The 26,749-nt window shown below is 55.6% G+C and carries 24 protein-coding genes; 13 read left to right on the forward strand and 11 right to left on the reverse strand.

Features of this window, described 5'->3' with window-relative positions; genetic code table 11:
* Window positions 1–83: 83 nt before the first annotated feature.
* Complete coding sequence (locus tag A3841_RS09090; protein WP_073852625.1) at window positions 84–1,355, reverse strand: hypothetical protein; 1,272 nt, start codon at window positions 1,353–1,355, stop codon at window positions 84–86.
* Window positions 1,356–1,372: 17 nt separating this feature from the next.
* On the opposite strand from A3841_RS09090, the gene A3841_RS09095 reads away from it, so the two are divergent.
* The gene (locus A3841_RS09095; RefSeq protein ID WP_317042480.1) at window positions 1,373–2,332 is read left to right on the forward strand and encodes a PhzF family phenazine biosynthesis protein; all 960 of its coding nucleotides are present in this window, start codon (window positions 1,373–1,375) and stop codon (window positions 2,330–2,332) included.
* A 392-nt stretch (window positions 2,333–2,724) separates the two neighbouring features.
* Here A3841_RS09095 and A3841_RS09100 read toward each other — a convergent pair whose 3' ends face one another.
* The 4 genes from A3841_RS09100 to A3841_RS09115 form a co-directional block, all read right to left on the reverse strand.
* Entirely contained in the window at window positions 2,725–3,357 is a 633-nt protein-coding gene (locus A3841_RS09100) for an NAD(P)H-dependent oxidoreductase (RefSeq protein ID WP_073852019.1), read from the reverse strand.
* A 185-nt stretch (window positions 3,358–3,542) separates the two neighbouring features.
* The gene (locus A3841_RS09105; RefSeq protein ID WP_073852020.1) at window positions 3,543–5,300 is read right to left on the reverse strand and encodes a M14 family metallopeptidase; all 1,758 of its coding nucleotides are present in this window, start codon (window positions 5,298–5,300) and stop codon (window positions 3,543–3,545) included.
* 192 nt (window positions 5,301–5,492) lie between these two features.
* The gene (locus tag A3841_RS09110) at window positions 5,493–5,942 is read right to left on the reverse strand and encodes a DoxX family protein (RefSeq protein WP_073852021.1); all 450 of its coding nucleotides are present in this window, start codon (window positions 5,940–5,942) and stop codon (window positions 5,493–5,495) included.
* 40 nt (window positions 5,943–5,982) lie between these two features.
* Window positions 5,983–6,597: a hypothetical protein gene (locus A3841_RS09115; protein ID WP_073852022.1), complete on the reverse strand. Its 615-nt coding sequence runs from the start codon at window positions 6,595–6,597 to the stop codon at window positions 5,983–5,985.
* Window positions 6,598–6,719: 122 nt separating this feature from the next.
* Here A3841_RS09115 and surE point away from each other — a divergent pair, with 122 nt between their 5' ends.
* Window positions 6,720–7,496, forward strand: coding sequence for a 5'/3'-nucleotidase SurE (gene surE, locus A3841_RS09120; RefSeq protein WP_073852023.1), 777 nt, complete (start codon window positions 6,720–6,722; stop codon window positions 7,494–7,496).
* A gap of 66 nt (window positions 7,497–7,562) precedes the next feature.
* Here surE and A3841_RS09125 read toward each other — a convergent pair whose 3' ends face one another.
* From A3841_RS09125 to A3841_RS09150, 6 genes are all read right to left on the reverse strand, one after another.
* Window positions 7,563–7,994, reverse strand: a complete 432-nt coding sequence (locus A3841_RS09125; protein WP_083610282.1) for an energy transducer TonB — start codon at window positions 7,992–7,994, stop codon at window positions 7,563–7,565.
* An 838-nt stretch (window positions 7,995–8,832) separates the two neighbouring features.
* Window positions 8,833–10,062 carry a TonB family protein gene (locus A3841_RS09130; protein ID WP_073852025.1) on the reverse strand — a complete coding sequence of 410 codons (1,230 nt, stop codon included), beginning with the start codon at window positions 10,060–10,062 and terminating at the stop codon, window positions 8,833–8,835.
* A gap of 98 nt (window positions 10,063–10,160) precedes the next feature.
* A complete protein-coding gene (locus A3841_RS09135; protein ID WP_073852026.1) occupies window positions 10,161–11,468 on the reverse strand; it encodes a M56 family metallopeptidase in 1,308 nt (435 codons plus the stop codon).
* A complete protein-coding gene (locus tag A3841_RS09140; RefSeq protein WP_073852027.1) occupies window positions 11,452–11,844 on the reverse strand; it encodes a BlaI/MecI/CopY family transcriptional regulator in 393 nt (130 codons plus the stop codon). The genes A3841_RS09135 and A3841_RS09140 overlap by 17 nt, the downstream gene beginning before the upstream one ends.
* A gap of 113 nt (window positions 11,845–11,957) precedes the next feature.
* The gene (locus A3841_RS09145; RefSeq protein ID WP_073852028.1) at window positions 11,958–12,536 is read right to left on the reverse strand and encodes a histidine phosphatase family protein; all 579 of its coding nucleotides are present in this window, start codon (window positions 12,534–12,536) and stop codon (window positions 11,958–11,960) included.
* A 61-nt stretch (window positions 12,537–12,597) separates the two neighbouring features.
* Window positions 12,598–13,200, reverse strand: coding sequence for a GNAT family N-acetyltransferase (locus tag A3841_RS09150; RefSeq protein ID WP_073852029.1), 603 nt, complete (start codon window positions 13,198–13,200; stop codon window positions 12,598–12,600).
* 290 nt (window positions 13,201–13,490) lie between these two features.
* Here A3841_RS09150 and A3841_RS09155 point away from each other — a divergent pair, with 290 nt between their 5' ends.
* The 11 genes from A3841_RS09155 to A3841_RS09205 all read left to right on the forward strand — a co-directional run bounded on the left by A3841_RS09155 (window position 13,491) and on the right by A3841_RS09205 (window position 25,962).
* Entirely contained in the window at window positions 13,491–14,195 is a 705-nt protein-coding gene (locus A3841_RS09155) for an SDR family oxidoreductase (RefSeq protein ID WP_073852030.1), read from the forward strand.
* An 82-nt stretch (window positions 14,196–14,277) separates the two neighbouring features.
* Window positions 14,278–15,396 (forward strand): NAD-dependent epimerase/dehydratase family protein, encoded by a 1,119-nt coding sequence (locus A3841_RS09160; protein WP_073852031.1) that lies wholly within the window; start codon window positions 14,278–14,280, stop codon window positions 15,394–15,396.
* 40 nt (window positions 15,397–15,436) lie between these two features.
* Complete coding sequence (locus tag A3841_RS09165) at window positions 15,437–17,500, forward strand: SDR family NAD(P)-dependent oxidoreductase (RefSeq protein ID WP_073852627.1); 2,064 nt, start codon at window positions 15,437–15,439, stop codon at window positions 17,498–17,500.
* Between the two features lie 3 nt (window positions 17,501–17,503).
* On the forward strand, window positions 17,504–18,514 hold the full coding sequence (locus tag A3841_RS09170) for an MDR/zinc-dependent alcohol dehydrogenase-like family protein (RefSeq protein ID WP_206073072.1): 1,011 nt from the start codon (window positions 17,504–17,506) through the stop codon (window positions 18,512–18,514).
* Window positions 18,515–18,516: 2 nt separating this feature from the next.
* On the forward strand, window positions 18,517–19,566 hold the full coding sequence (locus A3841_RS09175; protein ID WP_073852032.1) for a Gfo/Idh/MocA family protein: 1,050 nt from the start codon (window positions 18,517–18,519) through the stop codon (window positions 19,564–19,566).
* Window positions 19,567–19,605: 39 nt separating this feature from the next.
* On the forward strand, window positions 19,606–20,676 hold the full coding sequence (locus A3841_RS09180) for a glycosyltransferase family 4 protein (protein ID WP_073852033.1): 1,071 nt from the start codon (window positions 19,606–19,608) through the stop codon (window positions 20,674–20,676).
* A gap of 206 nt (window positions 20,677–20,882) precedes the next feature.
* The gene (locus A3841_RS09185; protein ID WP_073852034.1) at window positions 20,883–22,025 is read left to right on the forward strand and encodes a CgeB family protein; all 1,143 of its coding nucleotides are present in this window, start codon (window positions 20,883–20,885) and stop codon (window positions 22,023–22,025) included.
* On the forward strand, window positions 22,015–23,121 hold the full coding sequence (locus tag A3841_RS09190) for a CgeB family protein (protein ID WP_073852035.1): 1,107 nt from the start codon (window positions 22,015–22,017) through the stop codon (window positions 23,119–23,121). Before A3841_RS09185 ends, A3841_RS09190 begins: the two co-directional genes overlap by 11 nt.
* On the forward strand, window positions 23,118–24,221 hold the full coding sequence (locus tag A3841_RS09195; protein ID WP_073852036.1) for a CgeB family protein: 1,104 nt from the start codon (window positions 23,118–23,120) through the stop codon (window positions 24,219–24,221). Before A3841_RS09190 ends, A3841_RS09195 begins: the two co-directional genes overlap by 4 nt.
* Window positions 24,222–24,351: 130 nt before the next feature.
* On the forward strand, window positions 24,352–25,173 hold the full coding sequence (locus A3841_RS09200; RefSeq protein ID WP_073852037.1) for a TIGR04290 family methyltransferase: 822 nt from the start codon (window positions 24,352–24,354) through the stop codon (window positions 25,171–25,173).
* A 225-nt stretch (window positions 25,174–25,398) separates the two neighbouring features.
* Window positions 25,399–25,962 carry an NUDIX hydrolase gene (locus A3841_RS09205; protein ID WP_073852038.1) on the forward strand — a complete coding sequence of 188 codons (564 nt, stop codon included), beginning with the start codon at window positions 25,399–25,401 and terminating at the stop codon, window positions 25,960–25,962.
* Window positions 25,963–26,749 lie beyond the last annotated feature (787 nt).

A 26,749-nucleotide genomic window follows, 5' to 3' on the forward strand; every position in this document is an offset into this window, starting at 1 on the left:
GCTCCTTTATACTTTCAGATGCCTATATAACGCAATATTTATTTTATGGTTAGGTGATGGTCTATAGGCGGGAGCAAGGAGGATTAATGCCAGTTGGCCATATGATCGGCGTGTGTTTTTAGGTAGGAGCCCGGCTTGTAGAACGTGTCGTAGAAGTCCAGATCGAGGTGGTGGGCCTGCAGATAGGTAATCACAAAGATGGAGGGCACCGTGCCGGGAAATTTGCCAAAGGTATCGTAGATATACTGCGCCTGAAGCGCCAAGCATTCCCTGAATTCTTCGGAGTGTACCTCAGCCGCGCTCCTTACCTTTCCGGACTCTTTCCAGGGACCGGGTGTTTCCGCGTGGAAAGGTCCTCCCTGACTAAACTTCCGGTTGCAGACAGCCTCCACGGCAGCGCGCATGTCGGGGTAATGCGGTGGGCAATAGCCTTCCATCACGCCGTTTAAGCCGGTAGGGTTAGGATAGGGCCAGCTTTCGCTAGTATCATAACGGAACCCGAGCCCTGGCACGGCCGGGTTGCCGCTGGCTCCCAGCATACTGAAAGGGTCTATGCCATTGAACATCCAGCCGCCCAGACCCATAGCCTGCAGCATCAGGGCGCCGGCATAGCAACTGGTGCTCAGTTCTGCCGTCAGCTCCGCCATCGACCATTGCTCCAGAAACGTGATCGGCCAAACGCTCTGCGGAGATGCCAGGCGGCTATACTTTTCGATACCGGGGATGGAGCGCTTGTGGATGTCGTCGGTGAGCACCATACCGTTCTGCAACATATAGCAGATGGCCAGCAGCACGTGCTGCGACAAATCTCCCACAGGTATGACCAGCAACGTGCCGGGCTTGTTGACGACCCAGGTATTATGTGCTTCCACGTAAGGCACCTCACAGGGTAAACCCACACGTCCATTCTGCAGCTTCCTGGCTTGGGTTTTCAGGGCATGCACCACGTCCTCCAGGTTTAGTTTTCCCTCGGCATCACGGTCTGCGCTGGCGGGGGCATCGCGGTTGTCGAGCACGTAAACGCCCTCGTCGTCGGTAAAAAACGTCATGCTGGTATGGAAGCCCGCAGCGGAGGGAAAAGTACGGCCTCCGGCAGCGCCGGCGTAATTGGACAGGTGTGGGGCATAACGCCCGGCCCGGTAGATGAGGTGGTGCCAGCTGGTGTTGCCGGCGCAGGCCGCCACTACCAGCAGCTTCTCCAAGTCAGAAAGCGGCACGGGCGCATGTTTCGATTTATAGGCAAAAACCCCGTCCGGAATCTCGGCGCCCCTAAAGAAACGGCGCGAGCGTCGGCCCAGCAAAGCCTCCACCAGGCCAAAATCCATCATCCGTTCAAATCCTGTAGGTAAATCCATCCACATGCGTTTATAGTTTGTTTTACTTTGATAGGGGTCCATGGTTCATTTATTCGCTAAGTATAAACGCAGCGGCTACTAAGTTTTCAGAAGTATACTTTAGGTTGATGCCGGAGCGCGGTAAGTATGGTAGGCAGGACTTTTTTGCTACCTTGGAGGTGAAGATTTTCACCAGAGACTTCATCAGCATGAAAAAGATAAAACTATACCAGATCGACGCCTTTACCGATAGAGTATTTGGCGGAAACCCGGCCGCCGTGTGCGTGCTGGATGCCTGGCTGCCTAACGAAACGATGCAGCAGATCGCTGCTGAGAACAACCTGGCCGAAACTGCTTTTGTGGTGCCGAAAGGGGAAAAGTATGAGATCACCTGGTTTACGCCTACGGTAGAGGTGGACCTGTGCGGCCATGCCACCCTGGCCGCCGCGCACGTTTTGTTCCAGTACGGCAGCCATACTTCCTCCACCATTACTTTCCTCTCGCGCCGCAGTGGCGTGCTAACGGTGGAGAAGAACGGCGATGCCCTGACCCTGGATTTTCCGGCAGACGTGCTGGAGCCCGCCGAAACCCCGGAGGCATTGATCACTGCGCTGGGCAAAGCGCCGCAGGAAACCTACCAAGGCAAGACCGATTATCTGCTCATTTATACTTCGCAGGCGGATGTGGAGGCCTTCAACCCCGATATTGCGCTCATCAACACGGTGCCGGCCCGGGGCATTATTGTTTCAGCGCCTGGCGATGAGGTGGATTTCGTGTCACGCTTCTTCTGCCCGCAGGTAGGCATCCCGGAAGATCCTGTTACCGGCTCGGCCCATACTTCGCTGACGCCTTATTGGAGTAAAAGGCTCGGGAAAAAGACGATGACCGCCCGGCAGCTTTCGAAGCGGCAGGGAGCGCTGCAGTGCGAGTTTCTGGACGACCGAGTAAAAATCACGGGCAAGGCAGTAACCTATCTGAAAGGGGAGATAGAAGTATAAAATCTAAGTTGCGATGAACCTACCCCTAACCTCTCCTTAGAGAGGCGGGGCTGTTAAGTTCTACGTTTTTTGTCATCCTGCAAGTCTCGGATCCCGAACTTGTTTCGGGGGATCTTGGTAAAAGAGGGCCCCTACCCCCGCCGGTAGCAGTGGCTTAACCTCCGCTCCGGGGGTAGGGGCCCTCTTTTTTAACCAAGATTCTTAACAGAATGACAGAGGTTTTAACAGGAGTGTATATAGAACTTAACGGTCCAGCTCCAGGGAGGGGCGGGGGCGGGTTTACAACTTCACCATAGTAGTAAATAGCCACTTGAAGTATAAAAACCACCCTAACAGTAAAGGCTACCGCTTCGGTAGCCTTTACTGTTTCTATAAAATGCTCGTGTTATACTTTAGTCCAGCGTTACAAAGAGCTGCTCCTTGTCGCGGCGCACTTTCTTGGCTGTGGCCAGAAAATCAGCCTCGGTATGGCGGTAGCCAAGCGGCAGCAACGTAACGCTGCGCAGGCCTTTCTCCTTCAGGTTAAGCAGTTCGTCCAGCGCGGCCGGGTCAAAGCCTTCCATCGGCGTAGCGTCCACACCTTGTTCGGCAGCGGCAGCCAGGGCAGTACCCAGGGCAATGTAGGCCTGGCGGGCAGACCACTCGTACTTTTGCTCCTGTGTGCGGCTCACCACGCCATTCATCAGGCTGGCTTTAAAGTCAGCCAGCGATGCTACAGGTATGCCGCGTACGTCGGCAATGTTCTGCATATACTCGTCTACCTCTGCTTCGGTCACGTTGTTCCAGGCCGCAAAAATAAGCAGGTGCGATGCCTCCACGATCTGAGGCTGGTTGTAGGCCACCTTCTGGATCTGCTGGCGCAGTTCCGGGTTCTCAACTACCAGGATAGTATAAGGCTGCAAGCCCATGGAGGAAGCCGACAGGCGGGTTGCCTCCAGTATATAGTCCACTTTTTCTTGTGGCACGCGCTCCCCGGTCATGCGTTTGGTTGCGTAGCGCCAGTTCAAATGCTGTAAAAGACTCATTAAAGTTATAGTTGTGTTGATAATTAATGTATATACATGCAAAACTACTATCAAAACAAGGAATTCACTACAGATGGTTCAGTTTTTTTCCGGCAGCCGTTGCTGCAGGTTTATACTTTGGAGCTGCATGAAATGCAAAAAGCCACCCTCAGGAGTGGCTTCTATACTTTATACTTGCTTATACTTTACAGCGGCAATTTTACCTCCTGCATCAGGCGGCCCACCGGGTAGAGTTGGTGGGTGAACTCGTAATGCGGCGAATTTCGGTACACAAAGTCGAGCTGGGCGCGGGCGTTTTTGGCAAACTCGGGGTCCTGCTTTCTGCGCGCCTCCAGTTGCTTGCGCAGCTCGGGGTTCTGCTTCAGGTACTGGGCAGCCAGGTCCTCAAATACGTAGCTCGAGAAGTATTCCTTCTGCATCAGGATCGAGTCGAAGAAGTTCCAGTTGAAGTAGGAGTCCACGGCCTGCGGCTCCAGCGTCTCTACCAGAAAACGGTTGGCCTCCTGGTTGAGGTACACCACGTAATCGCCCTTGAAGAACTGGCGCGGCATGCGCCGGGTTTCCACCTGTACTTCTGAGTGTAAATAGTGCCCCTCGTAAGGGCGCTGGCTGGTTTTATAGTCGGTGATGTAGTAGGAGTCCAGCGTTAGGGTAGTGTCGCGCTTTAACTGCTGCATGTGTACTTTGTTCAGTTTCAGGCGCTCAGTCACCTCATGCCAGGCCTGCGGGATAATGTAAGCAACAGGCTTCTCCACCGTCACGGTCGGCACAAACTCATCGTAATAATTGATCTTCTTGCTGTAGGGTGACTTACGGTCGTAGTATAAACGCTCCTGGCCGCTTACCTCGCTGGGTTTATACTTTGCCTCGTAGCCCAGGAACGGGATCTGCGTTACTTTAGTGGTGTCGAGCTTCCAGTTAAGCGCAAACTGCTTTTGCGTGAGTGTCTGCTCTTTAGCTTGCTGGCGCAGTTTGCCGATCTCGTCCGCGTCGCGGTGGATGGTCTCGATCATATTTTCCATCAGCTTGTAGGTGGCCTTCACGCGCTGGTCGAAGGGCTTGAGCATGTGCGTTTCGGGTACAAAGCCGATCGTATTGTAAAGCGTGGTATAACCGGTGGCATAGCGCGGCGACTCCATAAAGCCGATGATGCCCTGGTCTGGTGTATCGCCGGCGTGGTTCATGTAGGGCACCATCGGGAACTTGTCCTGCTTCATGCCCTCGTACAGCGTAGGCACCATTTTACCGGAAAGATATTTGGCCAGCGTGGGGCTGAGTTTGTTGTGCTGCGTGGCGATGAGCGTCATCACGTGCTGGTAATCGGCCCCATTGGACGTATGGTTGTCCATGAACACATCCGGGTCCCACTCCCGGAAGATCTGGTGGAAGGTCTGGGCGTTGCGCGAGTCGGTTTTAATGTAGTCGCGGTTCAGGTCCAGGTTGCGGGCATTGCCCCGGAAGCCGTATACTTCGGGTCCGTTCTGGTTGGTGCGCGTGTGGCTGTTGCGGTTCAGGGCGCCGCCGATGTTGTAAACCGGAATGATGGCCAGCACCACATTATCGAGTTGTTTGCGCAGCTTTTTGTTTTGCAGGTAATCGCGTGCCAGCATCATCGTAGCATCAATGCCCTCCGGCTCGCCCGGGTGGATACCGTTCTGGATCAGCAGCACGCGTTTGTTCTTTTGCTTGATCGAGGCCGGGTCAAAATCCTTGTCTGTGGATACGATCACCAGGTGCAGCGGGCGTCCTGCGTCGGTCATGCCGTAAGGGAGCATTTTCACTTCGTCATAGGCCTCGTCGAGTTTCTGGTACCACGCGATGGCCTCCTCGTAAGTAGCGGTCTGGTTGCCGTTGCCTTGCTCGTAAGGCGTTTTCAGGTCGGGTTTGCCTTGGGCTGGCGTACCGGTGCTGAGCAGGGTGGCAAGTAGTAAGGTTATGAGCATAGGATGGTGTAGCTGTTTTTGAACAATTGGCAATGATAAGAAAAACTATGCAGTTAGAAAGTTGGGAAGTTAAAAAGTTAGAAAGTTGGGGAGTTTAGGAGTTAGAGAGTTGGGGAGTATGGAAATAAAAAAGACGCAAGGATTGGTTGCGTCTTGAGATGATAGCGTGTGATCTTACTTTTTCTCAGGGAGCTAGGCATAATACCTGCGGCCTCTGCTTTTATCTTTCTGGAAGAACTTATAATCGATGCTATACTTGCCGGGACCGATGAAGAGGAGCGAGGCGAAAAGTATGGCTGCCTCCAGAGAGTGAGAGTAGCCGCCAAAGCTGTCTCCGCCGGCTACGTGTTTCAGAGTGGCCACCAGCATCGTGACCAGGAGCAACATAACGGCGGGGCGGAAAAGCAGGCCCAGTACCAGCAGCGCACCGCCGGCCACCTCCGCAAAACCAGCCATAAAGCCCCAGAAAACAGGCGCGAAGCCGATCCCGAGCAGCTCCATGTGCTGCCCGACAGCCTCCCAGCGTTCAGCGCCACCGGCCAGTTTTGGCCAGCCATGAAGTATAAACATGACGCCGATGCCCACCCGGAGCAGCAGCAACCCGAAGTTTTTTGATTTGTAGCCTGCGCGAAGTATAGCCATGGTGGCAAGTATAGGAATTTACCATGAATATAGCAACCTGCTAATATACTAAGATTTTTCTGATAAGCAGATCAGCCGGTACGGTGGCGGCACTTATGCTGGAAATCTGGCTACCGGAGAGGGTGCCGTGATCAAGTATAAAACTCATGCCGGCCTCCGGTGCAATGGCTACCAGGTTGCCTTCTTCAAAAGTGACCGAATGTATCTCGTAGGCTTGCTGCAGCTCGCTATATGTAGCGCCCACGCCAATTCCTTTGGCCGTTTCATACGTTGGGCTAAGCACGCTAATGCGCCATACGTTACAGTCGTCCTCACACGCCTGCTCTACCAATATTCCCTTAGGCTGATCTTCGGGGCGCAGCACATAGGCCGTGCTTTGCGTGCCTTCCAAACTTAGCGTGGTGTCTTTTATACTTAGGCCCACAGCCACCTGCTCGCGCATTTGCGCTATGGGCATACCGATCCGGACATTCCCGACCTGCTGCTTCTCCACCACAAATAGGGCTGGGTCGGGCTGGGCGGTTTCTTCTTCGGCGGTGTCAGGAAGCAGGGATATGTCGGGGGCTGATGCCGTCTCTTCGTCTTCGGTTTGCTGCGAAAGACAAGCTGCCATGCCCACTCCCAGTAACACCGCATAAATTATATTCTTTAGCATGGTTGTCTCCGTCTAGGTGTTATTTAATTTTATAAACCTTGATGCGCAGCTGCGGGTTGTAGTATATTAGCAGCAAGAACAAAATCGTTTAATTCGTTACACATCAACTTAAAATAGTTAAAATGGCTAAACCATTAATCTTAGTTTCCAACGACGACGGTATTACCGCACCGGGCATACGCACTTTGGTGCGCGTGGCCATGCGGGTAGGGGAAGTGGTGGTAGTGGCCCCGGATTCGCCGCAGTCGGGCATGGGGCACGCCATTACCATTGGTAACACGCTTCGCTTAGATAAATCCATTGCTTTAGAGGACCTTGGCGTGGAGGCGTACGAGTGCTCCGGCACCCCGGCCGACTGCGTGAAACTGGCCAAGTTCCACGTGCTCAAAGACCGCCAGCCCGACCTGGTGGTGAGCGGAATCAACCACGGCTCCAACTCCAGCATCAGCGTGCTTTATTCGGGCACCATGTCGGCGGCCATTGAGGCGGCCATCGAAGGACTGCCGGCCATCGGTTTCTCACTCTGCGATTACGGCCACGGGGCTGATTTTACCCATACCGAGGAGTTTGTGGAGAAGATCATCCGCGAGGCGATCGAGCACGGCATCCCGGAGAACACGGCCCTGAACGTGAACTTGCCGAAGAGGAGCGAGGAGCCGATAAAGGGCATTAAGGTATGCCGCCAGGCCCGCGCCAAGTGGCAGGAGGAGTTCGACGAGCGCCTGGACCCGCACAACCGCAAGTACTTCTGGATGACGGGCAGCTTCGTGAACCACGACAAGGGCGAGGACACCGACGAGTGGGCGCTGGTGAACAACTACGTCTCCATCGTTCCCTGCCAGTTCGACATGACGGCCCACCACGCCATGAGCATCATCAATGAGGACTGGAGTTTTTAACTTTATACTTCCGGTTAACGCCTGGCCATCGCCCCTACAGATTAAATTTTGTAGGGGCGATCGTTTTTAGAGCTGTTCTTGCTCTTTCTTCTTCCTGCCTGGGGCAGGCGTAATGCCAATGGGAACAGTAAAGCGTACCGGTACCAGTTTGTTGTTCTGCATACCCGGCTCCCACTTACCGCTCATTTTATAGATGGCTTTTAGACAGGCTGCGTCTACTTCCGGGGAGATACGCTGCACTACCTCCACATCTTTTATAGAGCCATCCACCTCCACAACAAAGCTTAAGGTAACAGTGCCAGCCGGCGGGTTCTTCGGCAGCTTGATGTTGGAGCCAAGAAACCTGAACATCGCCTCATCGCCGCCTTTAAACCGGGGCACTTGCTCAACGTAAGTCCAGGTCTCTTCTGCCGGGACTGCTGTTGAATCCTGGGCAGAAGCGGCATTAGAAAGTATACATGCTGCAGCAAAGAAAGTAGCAACTATAAATGTTTTCATACTTGGATAATAGTAAGGATCCAAAAGTATGGCTTTTCTTTTTGCTGTGTCATTAAAAGCGGAGAACTTATTTTGCTGTTCCGTACATCCGTGTCCGGAACTTTACCTGCTGCGGACTTCCCAATCTGCTTGAGCCATACTTTATACTTTGGCTGAATGACGATTTTGAGGATTCAAAAGAGGGCCCCTACCCCCGGGGATGAGCCGGATTTTATACTTGGGCTATAGTTCTCCTCCCGATTTATACTTGAGTAGTTATTATACTTGCCTTTTTCCATGGTGCAAGTCTTCAGGCTTGTATCCTACGATGAGGTCAAGTTTGTAACTTGACTGGCTTGAAAAGCCATGCTTTATACTTTGGTTATACTTTATACTTCGGCTGGCGCAAGCGTCCGCTTGTGCCTTTTTATACTTTAGCCATACTTCCCTTGCCGCTGCTTCCTGTAATTCGATAGAAGCTATCCTTACTAGCTACTGCTGATCCTGTAGATTTACAAACCTATTGTTTCACATCATACTTTGGTGCTCTCAAGCCCGAGAGGGCTCGTCTTCGGGCATCGCGCTGGGAGCTTTTCCTGCCCTCGTGCCTCGGGCTGCCTCACTTGCGCTCGGCACCGGAAAAACTCGCATAGGCGCTCAACCCAAAGACTGGGATCAGTTCGATAGCCACCGCTGACGGAGCAGGAACAAAAGTCCCCCTTGGAAGGGGGTAGGGGGATGACAATCATCTGCCGAAAGCTCCCTCCCCTGTTCTTAGGGGAGGGCTGGGGAGGGGTGAAATGGAGTAACTACAACCAGAATTTTAAGGTCTGGCCATGCTCCAAGGATAAAATGTTTGCTATTTATACTTTGTTACGACCACATCGGCTAGTAGGGCAGTGCTCTTTTGCCCTTTCTTAGTGGTGCCATCATCGATTTTAAACCTCACAGCGAGCGGCTGCAGACCCTGGCCGTCATACTTCATAAGCCCTTCTTCCCTGGCGAGCTTCAGTACCCGGAGCACTTCATCCTGCAACGCTTTGTCCTGGCCCTTACCGAATTCATACTTTAACGATCCGTTCTCCAGCACCTCATACTTCACCTCGACGAGGCTTTCTGCGTCAGTACCGGGGTAGCGGAGGTTCTTACCAAAGAATTTTGCCAGTTCTCCCGGTATCTCTTTTCCCGGGCGGGAAGGAGCCGTAGACGATGCCTTGTCTAAATCGCTTACTTTCTGCTTTGCAGGCTCTACCAGGAAGGCTCCTTTGCCCTCTGCCTCGCCACCCAAAAACTGCACCGGAAGTACAATTTCAGCGGCCACAGGCTCCCCGTTTTTAGTAGCGGGCTGCCAGTGGCCGGAGGTGGCTTTCACGGCTGCTGCGGCGGCCTCTGCCAGCTTGGCAAGTATGGTTTTATTCTGCAGGTTAAAGGTGGAGGCATCCATGTAATCGAGTTTGGCGTCGGGGCCCACGGTTTTCTTCAGCCTGGTGCTGGCCAGTTTGATGTTGGACACGGTGCCGTCTTTCTCCACGGTAAACTTCACCACTACGCGTGCGTTCAGGTGCTCCTGCTTTGCCTCCTCCGGCATTTTCAGGTGCTGGTTGATCGTTCGCATCAGCGCTTCCTGGCCGCCCTTAAACTGCGGCTGTTTGTCTGGCCCGGTGGCATCTTTGGGCGTATCCTTCATCGCGAATTTGATGGGCAAAGTATAAACCACAGGAACTGCCTTGCCGTTTTGCTTGCCCGGCTGCCATTTGCCGTCGGTCATTTTCACCACGCGGGTGGCCTCGGCGTCGGTGCTGCCGCTGAGCGATTTTACCACTTTTACATCACCTACAGAGCCGCTGGCATCTATCACGAACGAGAGCACCACGAGCCCCTCTACACCGGCTTTCACGGCATCTTCAGGATATTTAATGTTGGATCCCAGGAACTTCATCATCTCTGCTTCCCCGCCTTTAAAGACGGGCATCTGCTCCACATAAGTATAAGGTTTGTCTGTAGACTGTGCCATAGCAGCGGGGGCAGCGGCCATGGTGGCCATACTGATCAGTACGGCGGCGGTCAGGTGTTTTAATGCGTTTTTCATGGTTTGTATATGTTTTAAGGTTTGAGAAAAGGCAATAGTTCTCCTGTAACAGCCCGGAACAGGCTGAAAAAAGTGTTCAAGCAAGGAATATTTATACTTTACCGGATGGCGAAGCGAATGGGCATGGTGTAGCGCACCGGCACGGCTTTCCCGTTTTGCCTGCCGGGGCTCCACTTGCCTTCCATCATCTTAACTACCCGCGTGGCTTCCTCGTCGGTGCCATCGCCCAGCGACTTGAGGACGGTGATATCGTGTAGGCTTCCGTCATTCTCCACCACAAAACTCAGCACCACCAAACCCTCGGTGCCGGAGTCCTGCGCCTGTTTGGGGTAGCGGATGTTTTTCCCCAGGAACTTCATCATTTCTTCCTCCCCACCCTCAAAGACGGGCATCTGCTCCACAAATGTATAAGGCTGTTCTCCGGATGAGGCAGGAGTAACGACCTCAACGTCTGGAACAAGGGTAGTCGGTGATGCGATTGATGTGTCTGCTGCAGCGGTTATACCTTGGTTCTCGGCGGTGGCTTGCTGGCGGGCAAGTATAAAAGCCAGGCCAGCCAGCAGCGGAAGGGCGAGTAGCGGGCGCACCCAGCCTGGTTTCTGGCCCTGCAACTGCAGCATGCGCAGCCGCTTGAGCACCTGTGGCCTGGTGAAGTGGCTGCCCACCGACAAACCCATACTTAGCAGCGCTTCCCTGGAGAGCAGCGACGTATACTTTTGCGCCTGGTGCCTGGAGACAACAGCTGCATCGGCCTGGTATTCGTGTACATCGCGCAGCTCCTGCTTTAAAAGCCACACGGCAGGGTGAAACCAAAGTATGGCTGAGAGTACTTCGTACAGCAGCACATCCCAGGTATGGCCATACTTTACGTGGGCCAATTCATGCGCCAGCACCTGCTCCCGCTCCTGCGCGTGTAGCTGCTCCTGCTGCCTGCTCAGGAAGATATTTTTGCCGAAGGCGAAGGCCGGGTAGTGGCTGCTCAGGTGGTATACTTTTATGCCCTCGGCCTGCCGCGCAAGTATGGCCGTAGCCTTAAGTTGCCGGATCTGCCACAGCTGCCGCGCCACTTTAAGTAGGATCACCGCCATCCCCGCAAAGTATAAAATCTCAAGTATGAGAGCCCAAGGGAGTGGTGCGCCAGCTTCCGCCGCAGCTTCGGGCCGGTAAGCGGTTACCACCACCTCGGCGAGGCGCACTGCCTGTAGCACTTCAGACACGGCGGTATCCGGGGCAAGTAGGGCAGGCCACTGAAGGAAGGGGAGCCGCAGCGCGATGATGGGGGCCAGCAGCAGGTAAGCCCGGTTAAAGCGAAAGCTGTTCTGGCCCCGCAGCACCAGGAAGTAAAACAGGTACAAGGCCAGCAGGGCGATGCTCACCTTTAAGGTATAATTAAGTAATGCTTCCATGGTTGGGGTCGTTTTCGTTCAGGTCCTGTTTTACGTGCCGCATCAACTGGTCGAGTTCCTGCACATCCAGGTTGTTGTCCTTGGCAAAGAAGGAGACCAGTTTCTCAAAAGAGCCACCGAAGTAGCCGCTCATGAAGTTTTTCAGAAAGAAGCTTTTATACTTGTCCTGCTGCACCAGCGGGAAGTACTGGTGCGACTTGCCAAAGGCCTCGTGGTCCACAAAGCCCTTCGCCTCCAAAATACGCACGATGGTAGACACGGTATTGTAAGCCGGTTTCGGCTCCGGCAGCTCCTCGAGGATGTCGCGCACAAAGGCCCGCTCCAGCTTCCAGAGCACCTGCATAATCTCTTCCTCGGCTTTGGTCAGTTCTTTCATAAACGTATAAGTGGCTGTTGATCTGTGGTAAATGTATAACTATATACTTAGTTTACAAACTAAATGTTTAGTTTATTACACAACAAATTTCATTTTGCTGATTATTTGCCTTCTCAACTCTCTAACTCCAGTAGGTGCACGGCCAGAAAGCTGTTCCCGCCTTTTATACTTGTGCGCCAACCCAGGCGCCTGAGCTCCCGAAGTATAAAGTTGTTGAGCAGCCCGTGCGCCACCAGCACCGTGGTGTGGTTCTGGCGGGCGTCCTGGTCCAGGAGCTCGGCGGCCTTGCGGGCGCGGGTGCGGGCCTGGCGGAAGGTCTCGATGTCGCGGCTGTTGAAGCCCAGGAACCAGAGCACCCGGGCGCTCAGGAGCCACAGCTTTATGGGCAGCCGCAGGAGGGGGAGGGAGAAAATGCGCCGCTCGAATTCGCGGAAGGTGGCGTCGATCTTCAGTTCCACCTCCTCCCCAAAAATGGCGCGCGCCGTTAGCTGCGAGCGCACCAGCGTGCTGCAGTATACTTTCTTTATCTGCTTGTAGGGGATGGCCTCGTGCTGCAGCACAAACTCCTCCACCAGGGCAGTGTCGTAGTCGGAGATGTACTGGCGGGCGGCCTGTGCGTTAAAATACCCCTTGCGCTCCACCAAAGGCTTGGCGTGGCGGATCAGGAAAATGCGGTTTGGGGTAGAATTCAAGTATAGGCTTGTATTGGTGCTAGTATACTTACCCGCAACAGGCTGCCGCGGTTGCTTTTGCTCAGGTGGAGGTATTGGCCTGGGAAAGATCTGCGAAAACACGTTGCCTGATGCCTGGCCATTCTGGTTTTAGAATGCTATAAAAGATGGTGTCGCGGCGGCGTCCGTCGTGCATTTGGGTATGGCTGCGCAATACGCCTTCTTCTGTGGCTCCGATCTTGCGCATGGCGCGGCGCGAGCGCTGGTTCAGCACGTCGGTCTTCAGCTCCACCCGCTCCATCTGCAACTGCTCAAAAGCATACTGCAGCAGCAGGAACTTGCAGTGCCTGTTCAGCCCTGTCCCCCTAAAGGCACTGCTCAGCCAGGTCCAGCCAATCTCCAGTCGTCTGTCTGCCAGCGAGATGTTGCCGTAGCTCGTGCTGCCGGCCAGTTGCCCCGTGGCACTGTCCACGATCATGAATGTATAGCGGGTGCCGTTTGTAAACCCATTCTCTACCGTATGGGCCCAAGCCCGCAGCTCCTCATCATTGCTGATGCGGGTGGGCATATAGCGCCAAATGTCCTCATCAAAGGCAATGGCCGTCAGCTCCTGTAAATCAGATGGCACGTAGGGGCGGAGCAGCACGCGGCTGTCCTGCAGCAGGATGTCTTTCCGGAAATTCATAAGACGAATGGCTAAGGGAGAGCAAGTTATAAAGTTTATACTTGATGGCAAGCCTGCAATTTATACCTGCACACACTCATGTGCCATCCTCTCCAGTACAATGCCCCAAGTATAAATTTTAGGATTTATGGGGGACACATAGCCGCAGGCATGCGCTAGAATAATAATTAGCCTGATTTTATATAGTCCGCCGGCAGCATCTACAACCCTATTTCCTTCTGCTACGTTCTACCTAAAAGTTTTTAAGCGCCCACTTTTTTAAACCAGGAGGACAAATTTAGCGATACACTGTGCAGGATTTATACGGCAAACGGGCAATAGTAAGTGGAGGCGGCTCAGGCATTGGCAGAGCCCTTGTGGAGCAGCTTACCGGGAGCGGGGTAAAAACCGCCATTGCCGACCTGCACCTGCCCGCTAACCTTCCCGCCGGCACAATACCCTTAGCCTGTGATGTTACCGATCCGCTTTCCGTAGATGCGCTATACGCGGAGGTGCAGCGGCAACTGGGTATGCCTTCCATACTTGTCTGCAGCGCCGGGCAGGGCATACACGAGAAGCTTACCGAAGGAGACCCGGAGAAGTGGCAGCAGGTCATCAACACCAACCTGATGGGCACCCTGCGCATGATCCGGGCCTTTGTGCCGGGGATGCTGGAGGCAGGGGAAGGCGATGTGGTCATCATTTCGTCGGTGGCGGCCGGGCAGGCCTACCCGTATGGCGGCGTGTACGCCGCTACCAAAACCGCCCTGCAGGTAATTGCCGAAACGCTGCGCCAGGAGGTGCTGCCCGCCGTCCGCGTTACCACCGTCGTGCCCGGCGTAACCGATACGGCCTTCTTCGAGCACACTTTATCCGGTGTGCAGACGGTGGAAAGCATCGGTTATGGCGCCTTAACCCCCGGCCAGGTGGCCGACGCCATACTTTATGCCCTGCGGCAACCGCCGGGAGTGTCCGTCAATCAACTTACCCTCAGGCCCACGGCGCAGGTATTCTAGCGCCCATCCCAGGCCCGGGACTTTATCAGCAACAGCGCCCTTACCTATACTTATAAACTAAACAGCGATTAAATACTGAACTATGAAAAACAAAGTACTGATAACCGGAGGAGCCGGATTCATCGGCTCTCACCTGGCCGACGAGCTGCTGCAGCAGGGGTATGCCGTTAGAGCGCTTGACAACCTGAGCGAGCAGGTGCACGGCAAAGACTGCCAAAGGCCGGAGTACCTGCACGAGGAGGTGGAGCTGATGATAGGCGATGTGCGCAACCCGGCGGATGTGGACCGGGCTCTGGAGGGTGTGGATTACGTGTTCCATTTTGCGGCCATGGTGGGCGTGGGACAAAGCATGTATGAGCTGCGCGAGTATACGGATGTGAACAACATCGGCACCACGGTGCTGCTGGAGGCACTGATCAAGAACCCGGTGAAGAAACTGGTGGTGGCCAGCAGCATGAGCATTTACGGCGAGGGGATGTGCAAAACACCTTCCGGTGAGTTAACCACGGTGCAGGAGCGCCCGCTGGAGCAACTCAAAGCCGCCGACTGGGAACTCTACAACGAGCAGGGAGAGCAGCTGCAGCCAGTTCCGACGCCCGAGTCCAAAACACCGTCGCTCTCCTCGGTTTACGCACTCTCAAAGTATGACCAGGAGCGCCTGTGCCTGATGGTGGGCCGCGCCTATAATATCCCGACCGTAGCGATGCGCTTCTTCAACGTGTATGGCACACGCCAGGCGCTCTCTAACCCCTACACCGGGGTGCTGGCCATCTTCGCCTCGCGCCTTTTGAATAATAACTCCCCCATGATTTTCGAGGACGGTTACCAGCAGCGCGATTTTGTGCATGTGCGCGATGTGGCCCTGGCCTGCCGCTTGGCCATGGAGAAGGAGGAGGCTGCCGGTAAAGTATTTAACGTCGGCAGCGGCAACAACTATACGATCCGTGAGATTGGTGAGCGACTGGCCACCGTGATGGGCAAACCGGAGCTGAAGCCGGAGATAACAGGTAAATATAGAGTCGGGGACATTCGCCACTGCTACGCCGACATCTCGCTGGCCCAGCAGGTGCTGGGTTTCTACCCGCAGGTGGAGTTCAACGCCGGGCTGGAGGAGTTGGCTCACTGGCTCGAAGGCCAGATCGCCTACGATCGTGTAAACGAGGCAAGCGCTGAGCTGGCCGCCCGCGGACTTACCGTGTAACTATTCACCCAGCAGCATCAATTAAAGGACTCGAATGAAAATGAAGACAGATAAACAAGTTACAGACAACAAACCCGCACTTCCGGTGGTGGGACTGGTGGAGTGGTTCAGGCCCGGTGAGTATGCGCATGTAAAAGAGACGCTGGCCAGCCTGAAGGAGCTGGGCGTAACCGAGCTGCGCACCGGCGTGTCGTGGGCCGACTATTATACGCCTGAAGGTAAGGAATGGTACGACTGGCTCATCCCCACACTGGCCAAAGAGGTGAACATACTTCCCTGCTTCCTATACACACCGCCAAGTATAGGCGAGAAACCGCGCACCTCCTCCCCTCCGAAAGATAAAAAGGCTTATGCCGATTTCCTGGATGTTTTCATAGCCAGGCATGGGCGGCATTTTGAGTGGGTGGAGCTCTGGAACGAGCCCAATAACCTGACAGAGTATGACTTTGCGCACGACTATGGTTGGAACAAGTTCTCTGAGATGGTGGGCGGCGCGGCTCACTGGTGTCAGCAACTGGGCAAGAAGACCTTGCTCGGCGGCATGAGCCCGATAGACCCGAACTGGCTGCAGACCATGTATGACCATGGCGTGATGCAGTACATTGATGCGGTGGGTATCCACGGTTTCCCGTTCGTGTTCGACCAGATGTGGGATGGCTGGGAGGATAGCATACAGGCCGTGCGCCAGGTAATGGCGCGCAACAACTGCCAGGCTGAGCTCTGGGTGACCGAGGCTGGCTTCTCTACCTGGCAGCACGACGAGTACAAGCAGTTGCAGGAGTTTAAGGAGGTGTTGAAGGCGGATGCGACCCGCGTGTACTGGTATGCCGTGAAGGACCTGGATGCGAACCTGCCAACGGTAGGGGGCTTCCACCTGGATGACCGCGAGTACTACTTCGGGCTGAAGCGCGCCGACGGATCAAGCAAGCTGCTCTACAGGCTCTGGGCCCGCCACGGCATCGAAAAGCTGCACGAGCTGGATTATGTGAAACGATCGCTGGGTGAGATGCCGGAGCCTTATACGTTGATCACCGGAGGGGCCGGCTTTGTGGGCACCAACCTGGCCAAGCGCCTGCTGGAGCAGGGCAGGCGCGTGCTGGTGTTCGACAGCCTGAGCCGCGATGGCGTGGAGCAGAACCTGCAGTGGCTGCACGAGACCTATGGCGACAGGCTGGAAGTATACGTGGGCGACATCCGCGATATGCAGGCCGTGCGCAAGGTAGTGCGCCATGCCGAGCAGGTATTTCACTTTGCGGCCCAGGTGGCTGTTACCACCTCTCTCGACCTCCCCATCAACGACTTTGAGATAAACGCGCGTGGCATCATCAACTTGCTGGAGGCGATACGGGAGCAAAAGACCCCGCCGCCGCTGGTGTTTACCTCCACCAACAAAGTATACGGCGGGCTGGAGGACATGGCGTTCGTTTCCAACGGCTCCCGTTACTACCCGGACGATGCAAACGTGAAGAAGTATGGCATCTCCGAAAAACGCCACCTCGATTTCCACAGCCCCTACGGCTGCTCTAAAGGCGCCGCCGACCAGTATGTGATCGACTATGCCCGTACCTATAACCTGCCGATGGCCGTGTTCCGGATGAGCTGCATCTACGGTCCGCACCAGTACGGCAACGAGGACCAGGGCTGGGTGGCGCACTTCGCCATCAGAGCCATTGAGGGGGAACCCGTGAATATCTATGGCGATGGCAAACAGGTCCGCGACATTCTTTTCGTGGAGGACCTGGTGGATGCGTTCCTGCTGGCGCAGGAGTACATGGGAAGTATAAGCGGACAGGCTTTCAACATCGGCGGCGGGCCGGCTAACACCGTAAGCCTGCTGGAGTTGCTCAAGACCATTGGCAAATACCGGGGCCAGGAGATCCCGCTCCATTTCGGCGACTGGCGCCCCGGCGACCAGCACTACTATGTGTCCGACACGCGCAAGTTCCAGAAGGCCACCGGCTGGTATCCGAAGCACAACGTGCAGGAGGGCGTCGCCAAGCTGTACCAGTGGCTGTGCGAGAACCGCGGCTACAAGGTGCCGATGACCCTATCCAACGTTTTAGAGAAAGAAGAAGAACCTGTTAACAAAGCAGCAGTAGCTTAACCCATGCACGACACCCTTACAACCAAACGATCAAAAACAGCCGACACCCGGACGGCCACCATGAAAGCCGCCGTACTGGAGGCGCCGCAAAGTATAAACGTGCAGGAGGTGAGCTTGCCTGAGCCAAAAGCCGGGCAGGTGCGCATCCGGTTGCAGGGCTGCGGCCTCTGCGCCTCCAACCTACCCGTGTGGGAGGGCCGCGAGTGGTTCAGCTACCCGGTAGCTGCCGGAAACCCGGGCCACGAAGGCTGGGGCGTGGTAGATGCCGTGGGCGAGGGCGTGAGAGGAGTAAGGCCCGGCGACCGTGTGGCGGCCCTGTCCTATAATGCCTATGCCGAGTACGACCTGGCCGATGCCGACAAGGTGGTGAAGCTGCCGGAGAGCCTGGCGGGTAAGCCTTTTCCGGGGGAGCCGCTGGGCTGCGCCATGAACATCTTTAAGCGCAGCGAAGTGAAGGCCGGTCAGACGGTGGCGATCCTGGGCATTGGTTTCCTGGGGGCGCTGCTGGTGCAGCTGGCTAAAAGCGCAGGCGCAAAAGTCATCGCGGTGTCGCAGCGGGAGTTCTCTTTGGCGGTTGCCCGGGAGTGCGGCGCAGATGAGGTGATTAAAATGGATGATCACTATAAAATCATAGAAAAAGTTAAGGAACTGACAAACGGAAACTTCTGCGAGCGCGTAATAGAGTGCACCGGAAAGGAGTGGCCGCTGAACCTGGCTGGGGAATTGACCGCAGAGCGCGGCAGGCTGATCATCGCCGGTTTCCATCAGGATGGGATGCGTCAGGTAAATGTTCAACTTTGGAACTGGCGCGGCCTCGACGTCATCAATGCGCACGAGCGCGACCCAAAAGAATATATCAAAGGTATACAAGCAGCCGTAGAGGCCGTAGAGGCGGGTACAATCAACCCCGACCGGCTATATACCCATCGTTATACTTTAGATACTATCGATAAAGCATTCGAGAACCTCACAAACCGCCCCGACGGATTTGTGAAAGCCCTGATAACCTACTGAACATGACGGAAACTATACTGGACAAGGCGCAAGCCCCATCAGCATCTTCTTCTACAACTTCTGACTCCAAACCAAAGCTTGGCTTTCTGGGTGTGGGCTGGATTGGCCGCAACCGCATGGAGGTAATAGCCAGGAACAATGCGGCTGAGGTTGCCTACATTGCCGACACGACCGCCCAAAACGCGGAGGAAGCCCTGAAAAGCGCCCCCGAGGCCACGCAGGTACCCTCGCTGGAGGCGATGCTGCAGAAGCCCGGGGTAGACGGCATTGTGATCGCCACGCCAAGTGCCTTCCATGCCGAGCAAAGTTCGCTGGCGCTGGAGGCGGGAAAGGCGGTGTTCTGCCAGAAGCCGCTGGGCCGCAACGTGGAGGAGGCAAAGCGCGTGGTAGCGGCTGCGCGCCAAAGCAACAAGCTGCTATCTGTGGACCTGTCGTACCGCTACACCAAAGCCATGCAGGAAGTATACAAGGTGGTGCAGAGCGGCGAGCTGGGGCAGATCTATGCCATCGAGCTGGTGTTCCACAACGCCTATGGCCCGGATAAGGCCTGGTTCTATGAGCCAAAACTGTCCGGCGGCGGCTGTGTGATAGACCTGGGCGTGCACCTGGTGGACCTGGCCCTGTGGAGTATGGACTTCCCCAAAGTTAAAAACGTGCAAAGCCACCTGTACGCCAAAGGCAAACCCATAAGTATGGCCGAGGGCAAGGTAGAGGATTACGCTTCCGCAAGTATAGAACTGGAGGGCAACACGCACGTGCAGCTCAGCTGCTCCTGGAACCTACCGGCCGGCCAGGAGGCCATCATCAGCGCCACCTTCTATGGCATCAATGGCGGAGTGGCTCTTAAAAACGTGAACGGCTCTTTTTATGACTTTGTGGCCGAGCGCTACCACGGCACCAAAACCGAGCAGCTCTGCGCGCCTCCCGACGACTGGATGGGCCGGGCCGGCGTGGCCTGGGCAGAGCGCGTGGCCAGTGGCGAGGGCTTTAGCGAGGAGGCAGAGGAGTTTATAAAAGTGGCAGAGATATTAGATAAAATTTACGGAAGATAAGAAGAGAATATGGAAGCACATCATCCCTCCAAAATACTGATGACCGCAGACACCGTGGGCGGTGTCTGGACGTACGCGCTGGAACTGATCAGAGCCCTGGCGCCATTTAAAACACAGGTAGCCTTGGCTACCATGGGCGCGCCTCTGTCGGAGGAGCAGCGCCAACAGGCCGAGGACATCGACAACCTGACCCTTTACGAAAGCGACTATAAGCTGGAGTGGATGGACAACCCGTGGCAGGACGTGGAGAAGGCCGGCCAGTGGCTGCTGAAGCTCAAAGACGAGGTGCAGCCTGACCTGGTGCACCTGAACGGCATGGCGCACGGGGCGCTGGACTTCGGCGTGCCAACGGTGGTGGTGGTGCACTCCTGCGTGCTGTCGTGGTGGAAATCCGTGAAGGACGAGGAGGTGCCGCGGGAGTGGGACAAGTATAAAGAGATGATAACAAAGGGGCTGCAGCACGCTAACATGGTGGTGGCCCCCACGCAGGCCATGCTGCACCAGGCCGAAGCGCTGTACGGGCCGTTCCAGAACAGCACGGTGGTGTACAACGGCCGCGGCCAGCATACCTTCCAGTTCGGCAAGAAAGAGCCGTTCGTGTTTAGCATGGGCCGCGTGTGGGATGAGGCCAAGAACATCTCGATGCTGGCGCACATTGCCTCCGACCTCCCCTGGCCGGTATACATTGCCGGCGACGCCCGCCATCCTGCCACCGGCGAGGAAATCCAGCTGGATAACGTGCATTTCCTGGGCCAGCTGACGGAGAAGGAGGTGTCGGATTGGTTATCGCGCGCTTCGATCTATGCGTTGCCGGCCAAGTATGAGCCCTTCGGCCTGACGGTTCTGGAGGCAGCCATGTCGGGTTGCGCGCTGGTGGTGGGCAAAACCGACAGCCAGGCCGAGATCTGGGGCAACGCCGCCAAGTATGTGAACCCGAACGATGCCGACGAACTGCGCGACACCATCAACCACCTGGTCGAGGATGAGTTCGGCCGCAACATCATGGCCTGCCGCGCCGTGAAGCGCTCCCACGGCTACACCGCCGACCCGATGGGCCAGGACTACGACCACGTGTACCGCCAGCTGCTCAAGCAAACAGTTACGGTATAATTTCGAATGAGTGGATGAGTGAATGAATCGATGATTCGACTGCCCTCGCCGTTGTTGCGTGTTCTCACCAACAACTTAAATAACTGTAGATGCAATCACCAAGATGGCAGCAGTAACAGAGGTTGTTGGTCCTAAGACACAACAACGGCAGCGGCTATATACTTATCCAAATTCCCAGAATTCAATAAGAAACAACGAACAATCAAATGCATATAGTCCTTTTCTACCACTCTATACTTTCTGACTGGAACCATGGCAACGCGCACTTTTTGCGGGGCATTGTGCGGGAGCTGGAGGAGCGGGGGCACCAGGTAAACGTGTACGAGCCGGAAAACGGCTGGAGCCTGCAGAACCTGGTGGATGGCTACGGAAAGGAGAAGCTGGACGAGCTGCAGCAGTATTACCCCGGCATCAGCACTAACTTTTATAGCTTAGAAAGTATAAACCTGGATGAAGTATTGCGCGATGCCGACCTGGTGCTGGTGCACGAGTGGAACGAGCACGAGCTGGTGAAGCGCATCGGGGAACACCGTGCCAACAAGGGAAAGTATAAACTGCTGTTCCACGACACGCACCACCGCGCCGTGACCGAGCGGGAAAGTATGGCCAAGTATGATTTGAGCCAGTACGATGGCGTGCTGGCTTTCGGGCAGAAGATCCGCGATTTATACTTGCAGCAGGGCTGGACCCAAAACGCCTGGACCTGGCATGAGGCCGCTGATACTTCCGTCTTCTATCCGCACGAAAGAAAAGAATATAAAGGGGACCTGATCTGGATCGGCAATTGGGGTGACGAGGAGCGCACGGCCGAGTTGCACGAGTTCCTGATCAACCCGGTGAAGGAGCTTGGCTTGAAGGCGAAAATCTACGGCGTGCGCTACCCCGAGCATGCCCGCAAAGCCTTGGCCGATGCCGGTATTGCGTACGGCGGCTGGCTACCCAACTATAAAGCCGCAGAGGAGTTTGCCAGGTATAAAGTAACGGTGCACGTGCCGCGCCGGCCTTATGTGGAAGCGCTGCCGGGCATCCCGACCATCCGCCCCTTCGAGGCCATGGCCTGCGGCATTCCGCTGATTTCTTCCCCTTGGGATGATGCCGAAAACCTGTTCACGCCGGGAGAGGATTTCCTGGTGGCCCGCAACGGCCAGGAGATGCAGCAGCACCTGCAAACCATACTTCACAACCCTGAAAAAGCAAACGCCCTGGCTGCGCGTGGCCTGGAAACTATCCGCAGCCGCCATACCTGTGCCCACCGTGTCAACGAGTTGGAGAAAGTATGCAGGGAGTTGGGCATTGCGGAATCTAAAGTATACATCACCCCCAAAGAGAGAATCCTGCATGCAGAATAAGAAACTGAATATCGCCTTTTTCGGCTCCAGCCTGGTATCTGCCTACTGGAACGGTGCCGCTACATACTATAGAGGTATAGTTCATGCCTTGAGCGAGCGCGGTCATCAGGTTACTTTTTATGAACCCGATGCCTACGAGCGCCAGCAGAACCGCGACATGGATGACCCGGACTGGGCTAAGGTGGTGGTATACGAGGCTACCGAGGAGGCTGTTTACAAATGCCTAACCGACGCCGGACATGCCGACATGGTGGTAAAGGCCAGCGGCGTGGGCGTGTTTGATGAGCTGCTGGAGCGCGAGGTGCTGAAACTGCAGACCGACCACCGACTGGTGGTGTTTTGGGATGTGGATGCGCCCGCCACGCTCGACCGTGTGCACAACAACCCGAACGACCAGTTCCTGCAGCTGATCCCACAGTACGATATGGTGCTGACCTACGGCGGCGGCGACCCGGTGGTGAATGCCTACGAGGCGCTGGGCGCGAAGAAGTGCGTACCAATCTATAACGCCCTCGACACGGCCACGCACTTTCCAGTGGAACCAGCCCCGCGCTTTGCCTGCGATCTTGCTTTCCTGGGCAACCGCCTGCCCGACCGAGAGGCGCGCGTGGACGAGTTCTTCCTGAAGCCGGCGGCGCTGGAAATGAACAAGAAGTTCATTATTGGCGGCAGCGGCTGGGGCGATAAGCAGATGACGGATAATGTGCAGTACGTGGGCCACGTGTACACCAACGACCATAACGCCTTCAACTGCACCCCAAAGGCGGTGCTCAACATCAGCCGCGAAAGTATGGCCCGTTACGGTTTCTCGCCCGCTACGCGTGTTTTTGAGGCGGCCGGGGCCGGGGCCTGCATCATTACCGACTACTGGGAGGGCATCGATTTCTTCTTCGAACCCGGAAAAGAAATACTGGTAGCCCATAACGGGGCCGATGTAGCCCGGATCGTAGCAGATTTATCTAAAGAAAAGGCGAAAACAATCGGAGAAGCTGCGTATAAGAAGGTACTTGCCGCGCACACCTACCAACACCGCGCGGAGCAACTGGAAAAATTGCTGTACGCGAAAGTTCAATCTTCAAACAAAGCATTAGCATGAATATCGTAATTCTGGGCTTATCCATCACCTCCAGCTGGGGCAACGGCCACGCCACCACGTTCCGGGGTTTGGTACGGGAGCTAAACAAGCAGGGCCATTATGTTACTTTCTTAGAACGGGATGTGCCCTGGTATGCCGGCAACCGCGACCTGCCAAACCCGGATTTCTGCCAGACAGTGCTTTACAAGTCGGTAGATGACCTGAAGAGCCGGTTCACCGAGGAGGTGCGCGAGGCGGATATGGTGATCGTGGGCTCCTATGTGCCGGAGGGCGTGCCAGTAGGGGAGTGGGTGATCCAAACGGCCCGGGGCATCAAGGCATTTTACGACATCGACACGCCGGTAACACTGGCTAAACTCGAGCGCGGGGATTACGAGTACCTGCACCCCAGCCTCATCCCGAAGTATGATCTGTACCTGTCGTTTACCGGCGGCCCGACCCTGGACCTGCTGGAGCGCAAGTATGGGGCACCAATGGCGCGTGCGCTCTACTGCTCTTTCGACCCGGCGTTATACTTCCCCGAAATAATGGAGGCGAAGTGGGACCTGGGCTACCTGGGCACCTACTCCGACGACCGCCAACCGCCGCTCGACAAACTGATGCTGGAGGCGGCGCGCCAGTGGCCGCACGGCAGGTTTGTGGTGGCTGGCCCCCAGTACCCGGCAAGTATAAAATGGCCTAAGAACGTGCAGCAGATCCAGCACCTGCCGCCCGCCGAGCACCGTAACTTCTTCAACAGCCAGCGCTTTACCCTGAACATCACCCGCGCCGACATGGTAGAGGCGGGCTATGCGCCCAGCGTGCGCCTGTTTGAGGCCGCGGCCTGTGCCACCCCGATCATCTCTGATTACTGGGAAGGCCTGGAAACCATCTTCGAACCCGGCACCGAGATCCTGATCGCCAAAGACACCAAAGACACACTCAGGTACCTGCGCGAGATCTGCAAGTCGGAGCGGAAGCTGATTGGCGAGCGCGCCCGCCGGAAGGTGATGGCCCACCACACGGCCTCCCACCGGGCGCAGGAGCTGATTAGCTATGCCGAAGAACTGATGACGCTGGAAAACCCCTTTGCCAATTCCGAGATAAGCCAGGAAGTATAGCGCAAGGCATAGCATAAAGTATAAAAGCTGCCGCCTCCGGATCGGTCCAGGGGCGGCAGCTTTGTGTTTTTGTATCAATAGCTGCTGCACCTGCGTAAGCTACTTCAAACCTTAAATCAAGTATAGCTATATGTCGGAGATAGAAGCGATGGGGCCCTGGTTCCATAACCTGCACCTGCCAAACGGAGCGCAAACAGCCCCTACCCATTTTTTAGGCGATTTTCCCCGCTTTAAGTGGCTGGAGCTGGAGCCCTACATCCCGCAGGATCTGTCGGGCTGGGACGTGCTGGACATTGGCTGCAACGCCGGCTTTTATAGTATAGAGTTGGCCAAACGCGGGGCAAGCGTATTGGGAATCGACGTGGACCCGCATTACCTGAAGCAGGCGGAGTGGGCAGCCAAACAATTTGGCCTGGAGGATAAGATCGAGCTCAGGCAGATGCAGGTGTACGATGTGGCCCGCCTCGACCGGCAGTTCGACCTGATCTGGTACATGGGCGTGCTCTACCACCTGCGCTATCCGCTGCTCTCCCTGGACATCCTCTCTAAAAAGTGCCGCGGCCAGCTGGTGTTCCAGACCCTGACCATGCCCGGCAAGGAGGTAGCCGACGCGCCGGAGGATTTTGAGATAAACGACCGCCAGCGCATGCTGCAGGAGGGTTGGCCCAAAATGGCCTTTATCGAGAAGCGCATGGCTGGCGACCTGACCAACTGGTGGGCACCAAACCATGCCGCTATCCTGGCCATGATGCGCTCCTGCGGCTTTCGGGTAAAGGCGCAGCCGGGCCACGAGCTATACATACTGGAGGTGGATGAGCAACTCAGGCAGCACCAGCAATGGAACGAGTCGGAGTACCTCTCCGCCACCGGACAGGAGTGGCTGGAGGCGGTGCGGCAAAAAGTATCCGGCAAAAACGAGTATATGGTGCGGCAGAACGGAAAGCAGGGGTAGCGCAGGAGCGTCCGCGAAGTATAAAACCCAAGTTGCGATTTAATAATACAGTGCAGGTGTAAACCCACCCCTAACCCCTCTGAGGAGGGGAATATCCTGCTCTTTTGTGAAATTCCCCTCTTGGGAGGGGCAGGGGTGGGTTAATCGCAACTTGAGCTATAAAGTATAAACAGTAGCCATGCCCACGCGTGGCTTTTTTACGCTGATAAAGTATAACTTGCACGCATGAGTGATAACAACAACGCCCCGCAGCCCTGGAAGATACTGAAGTCTGACATGGTGGTGAACGAGAAGTGGTACAAGTTGCGCCGGGATGAGGTGGAGCTGCCAAACGGCCACGTGATGGACGATTACTACGTGAGCGTGCGCCCGAATGTGGTGCTGGTATTTCCGGTTACCGAGGATGACCACGTGATTTTTGTGCGGCAGTACAAGCACGCGGCCGGCGGTATTTTTATAGAATTGCCCGGTGGCGTGATCGATGAGCACGAGGATAATCCGCTGGAAGCCGCCCGCCGCGAGCTGCTGGAGGAAACCGGCTATGCTACGGAGGAACTGGAGCCGCTGCTGGAGGTAATTGACAACCCCACCAAAGACACCAACAGAATTTACTATTATATCGCCCGTAATGCCTGCCAGGTAGCCGAGCAGGACCTGGATGTAAGCGAGCACATTGAGGTACTGAAGGTGCCCCTGCAGGAAGTGGAAAGTATGGTGATGAGCGGGAAAGTAAATGTGGCTGGCTCTATCGCCTTAAGCCTGCTGGCCCTGCGGAGGCTGGGGGTGTAGGCATACAAAGCAAAAGTTCATAGCACCGGGTCCAACCACCCCTGCCCCTCAGAGCTACGCTCGCTACCTTCGAACTCCCGTTCTCGGTAGTCTAAGGAGGGGAGCCCGTAATTACTCATGCTGAAGTATAAATTGCATAGTTGCTACCGTTGCGCGGACAGGTTAAAACCTATCCCTACAAAGTATAAATCTCTCCCCAGCCCCTCCCAAGAGGGGATTTATACTTGCTATACTCTACTGTCATCCCGAGCAGGGCGAGAAATCTATCGGGGATTTCGAACGAAAGACTTTGTAACTGAGGATAAAAGAGACAAAGTATAAAATCACTCCCACTTATACTTGCTCCGTCGCTAAAGCAGTGGCTATCGAACTGATACCAGTCCTTGGGTTGAGCGCCTTGTGAGATCCGGTGCCCTGCAAGGGCAGCGCCCTGGCGCAGGAGGGAACACAGCGCGATGCCAAAGGACGAGCCCTCCCGGGATGGAGGGAGCCAAAGCCGGAAATGCAACTGTAGGTTTGTGGGAACTGGAGGGTCAGCGGCAGCTAGCAAGTATAGCTTGGTTCCAGTTGCGGGAGGCAGCGGCTAGTCGAGGCACAAGCGGACGCTTGCGCCAGAGAAGGCATGAAGTATAACCCAAGTATAAAGCATGGCCCTTCGAGCCAGTCAAGTTACAAACTTGACACCATAGCAGGACACAAGTCTGAAGACTTGCGCCATGAGAGGTAGCGGCTAAAGTGTAATGGCACAAGCGGACGCTTGCGCCAGGGAAGTATAAGCAGCTTAGCC

Source organism: Pontibacter flavimaris, assembly GCF_001907195.1.
In the GTDB taxonomy this organism is placed as follows: domain Bacteria; phylum Bacteroidota; class Bacteroidia; order Cytophagales; family Hymenobacteraceae; genus Pontibacter; species Pontibacter flavimaris.

Bases quoted from the DNA above. Each gene is read 5' to 3' on its own strand.
- A3841_RS09170 (WP_206073072.1), top strand. From the start codon at position 17,504: ATGCACGACACCCTTACAACCAAACGATCAAAAACAGCCGACACCCGG.
- A3841_RS09140 (WP_073852027.1), bottom strand. From the start codon at position 11,844: ATGAAAGAACTGACCAAAGCCGAGGAAGAGATTATGCAGGTGCTCTGG.
- surE (WP_073852023.1), top strand. From the start codon at position 6,720: ATGGCTAAACCATTAATCTTAGTTTCCAACGACGACGGTATTACCGCA.
- A3841_RS09205 (WP_073852038.1), top strand. From the start codon at position 25,399: ATGAGTGATAACAACAACGCCCCGCAGCCCTGGAAGATACTGAAGTCT.
- A3841_RS09130 (WP_073852025.1), bottom strand. From the start codon at position 10,062: ATGAAAAACGCATTAAAACACCTGACCGCCGCCGTACTGATCAGTATG.
- A3841_RS09150 (WP_073852029.1), bottom strand. From the start codon at position 13,200: ATGAATTTCCGGAAAGACATCCTGCTGCAGGACAGCCGCGTGCTGCTC.
- A3841_RS09105 (WP_073852020.1), bottom strand. From the start codon at position 5,300: ATGCTCATAACCTTACTACTTGCCACCCTGCTCAGCACCGGTACGCCA.
- A3841_RS09125 (WP_083610282.1), bottom strand. From the start codon at position 7,994: ATGAAAACATTTATAGTTGCTACTTTCTTTGCTGCAGCATGTATACTT.
- A3841_RS09160 (WP_073852031.1), top strand. From the start codon at position 14,278: ATGAAAAACAAAGTACTGATAACCGGAGGAGCCGGATTCATCGGCTCT.
- A3841_RS09200 (WP_073852037.1), top strand. From the start codon at position 24,352: ATGTCGGAGATAGAAGCGATGGGGCCCTGGTTCCATAACCTGCACCTG.
- A3841_RS09165 (WP_073852627.1), top strand. From the start codon at position 15,437: ATGAAGACAGATAAACAAGTTACAGACAACAAACCCGCACTTCCGGTG.
- A3841_RS09180 (WP_073852033.1), top strand. From the start codon at position 19,606: ATGACCGCAGACACCGTGGGCGGTGTCTGGACGTACGCGCTGGAACTG.
- A3841_RS09195 (WP_073852036.1), top strand. From the start codon at position 23,118: ATGAATATCGTAATTCTGGGCTTATCCATCACCTCCAGCTGGGGCAAC.
- A3841_RS09090 (WP_073852625.1), bottom strand. From the start codon at position 1,355: ATGGATTTACCTACAGGATTTGAACGGATGATGGATTTTGGCCTGGTG.
- A3841_RS09185 (WP_073852034.1), top strand. From the start codon at position 20,883: ATGCATATAGTCCTTTTCTACCACTCTATACTTTCTGACTGGAACCAT.
- A3841_RS09175 (WP_073852032.1), top strand. From the start codon at position 18,517: ATGACGGAAACTATACTGGACAAGGCGCAAGCCCCATCAGCATCTTCT.
- A3841_RS09135 (WP_073852026.1), bottom strand. From the start codon at position 11,468: ATGGAAGCATTACTTAATTATACCTTAAAGGTGAGCATCGCCCTGCTG.
- A3841_RS09115 (WP_073852022.1), bottom strand. From the start codon at position 6,597: ATGCTAAAGAATATAATTTATGCGGTGTTACTGGGAGTGGGCATGGCA.
- A3841_RS09110 (WP_073852021.1), bottom strand. From the start codon at position 5,942: ATGGCTATACTTCGCGCAGGCTACAAATCAAAAAACTTCGGGTTGCTG.
- A3841_RS09190 (WP_073852035.1), top strand. From the start codon at position 22,015: ATGCAGAATAAGAAACTGAATATCGCCTTTTTCGGCTCCAGCCTGGTA.
- A3841_RS09100 (WP_073852019.1), bottom strand. From the start codon at position 3,357: ATGAGTCTTTTACAGCATTTGAACTGGCGCTACGCAACCAAACGCATG.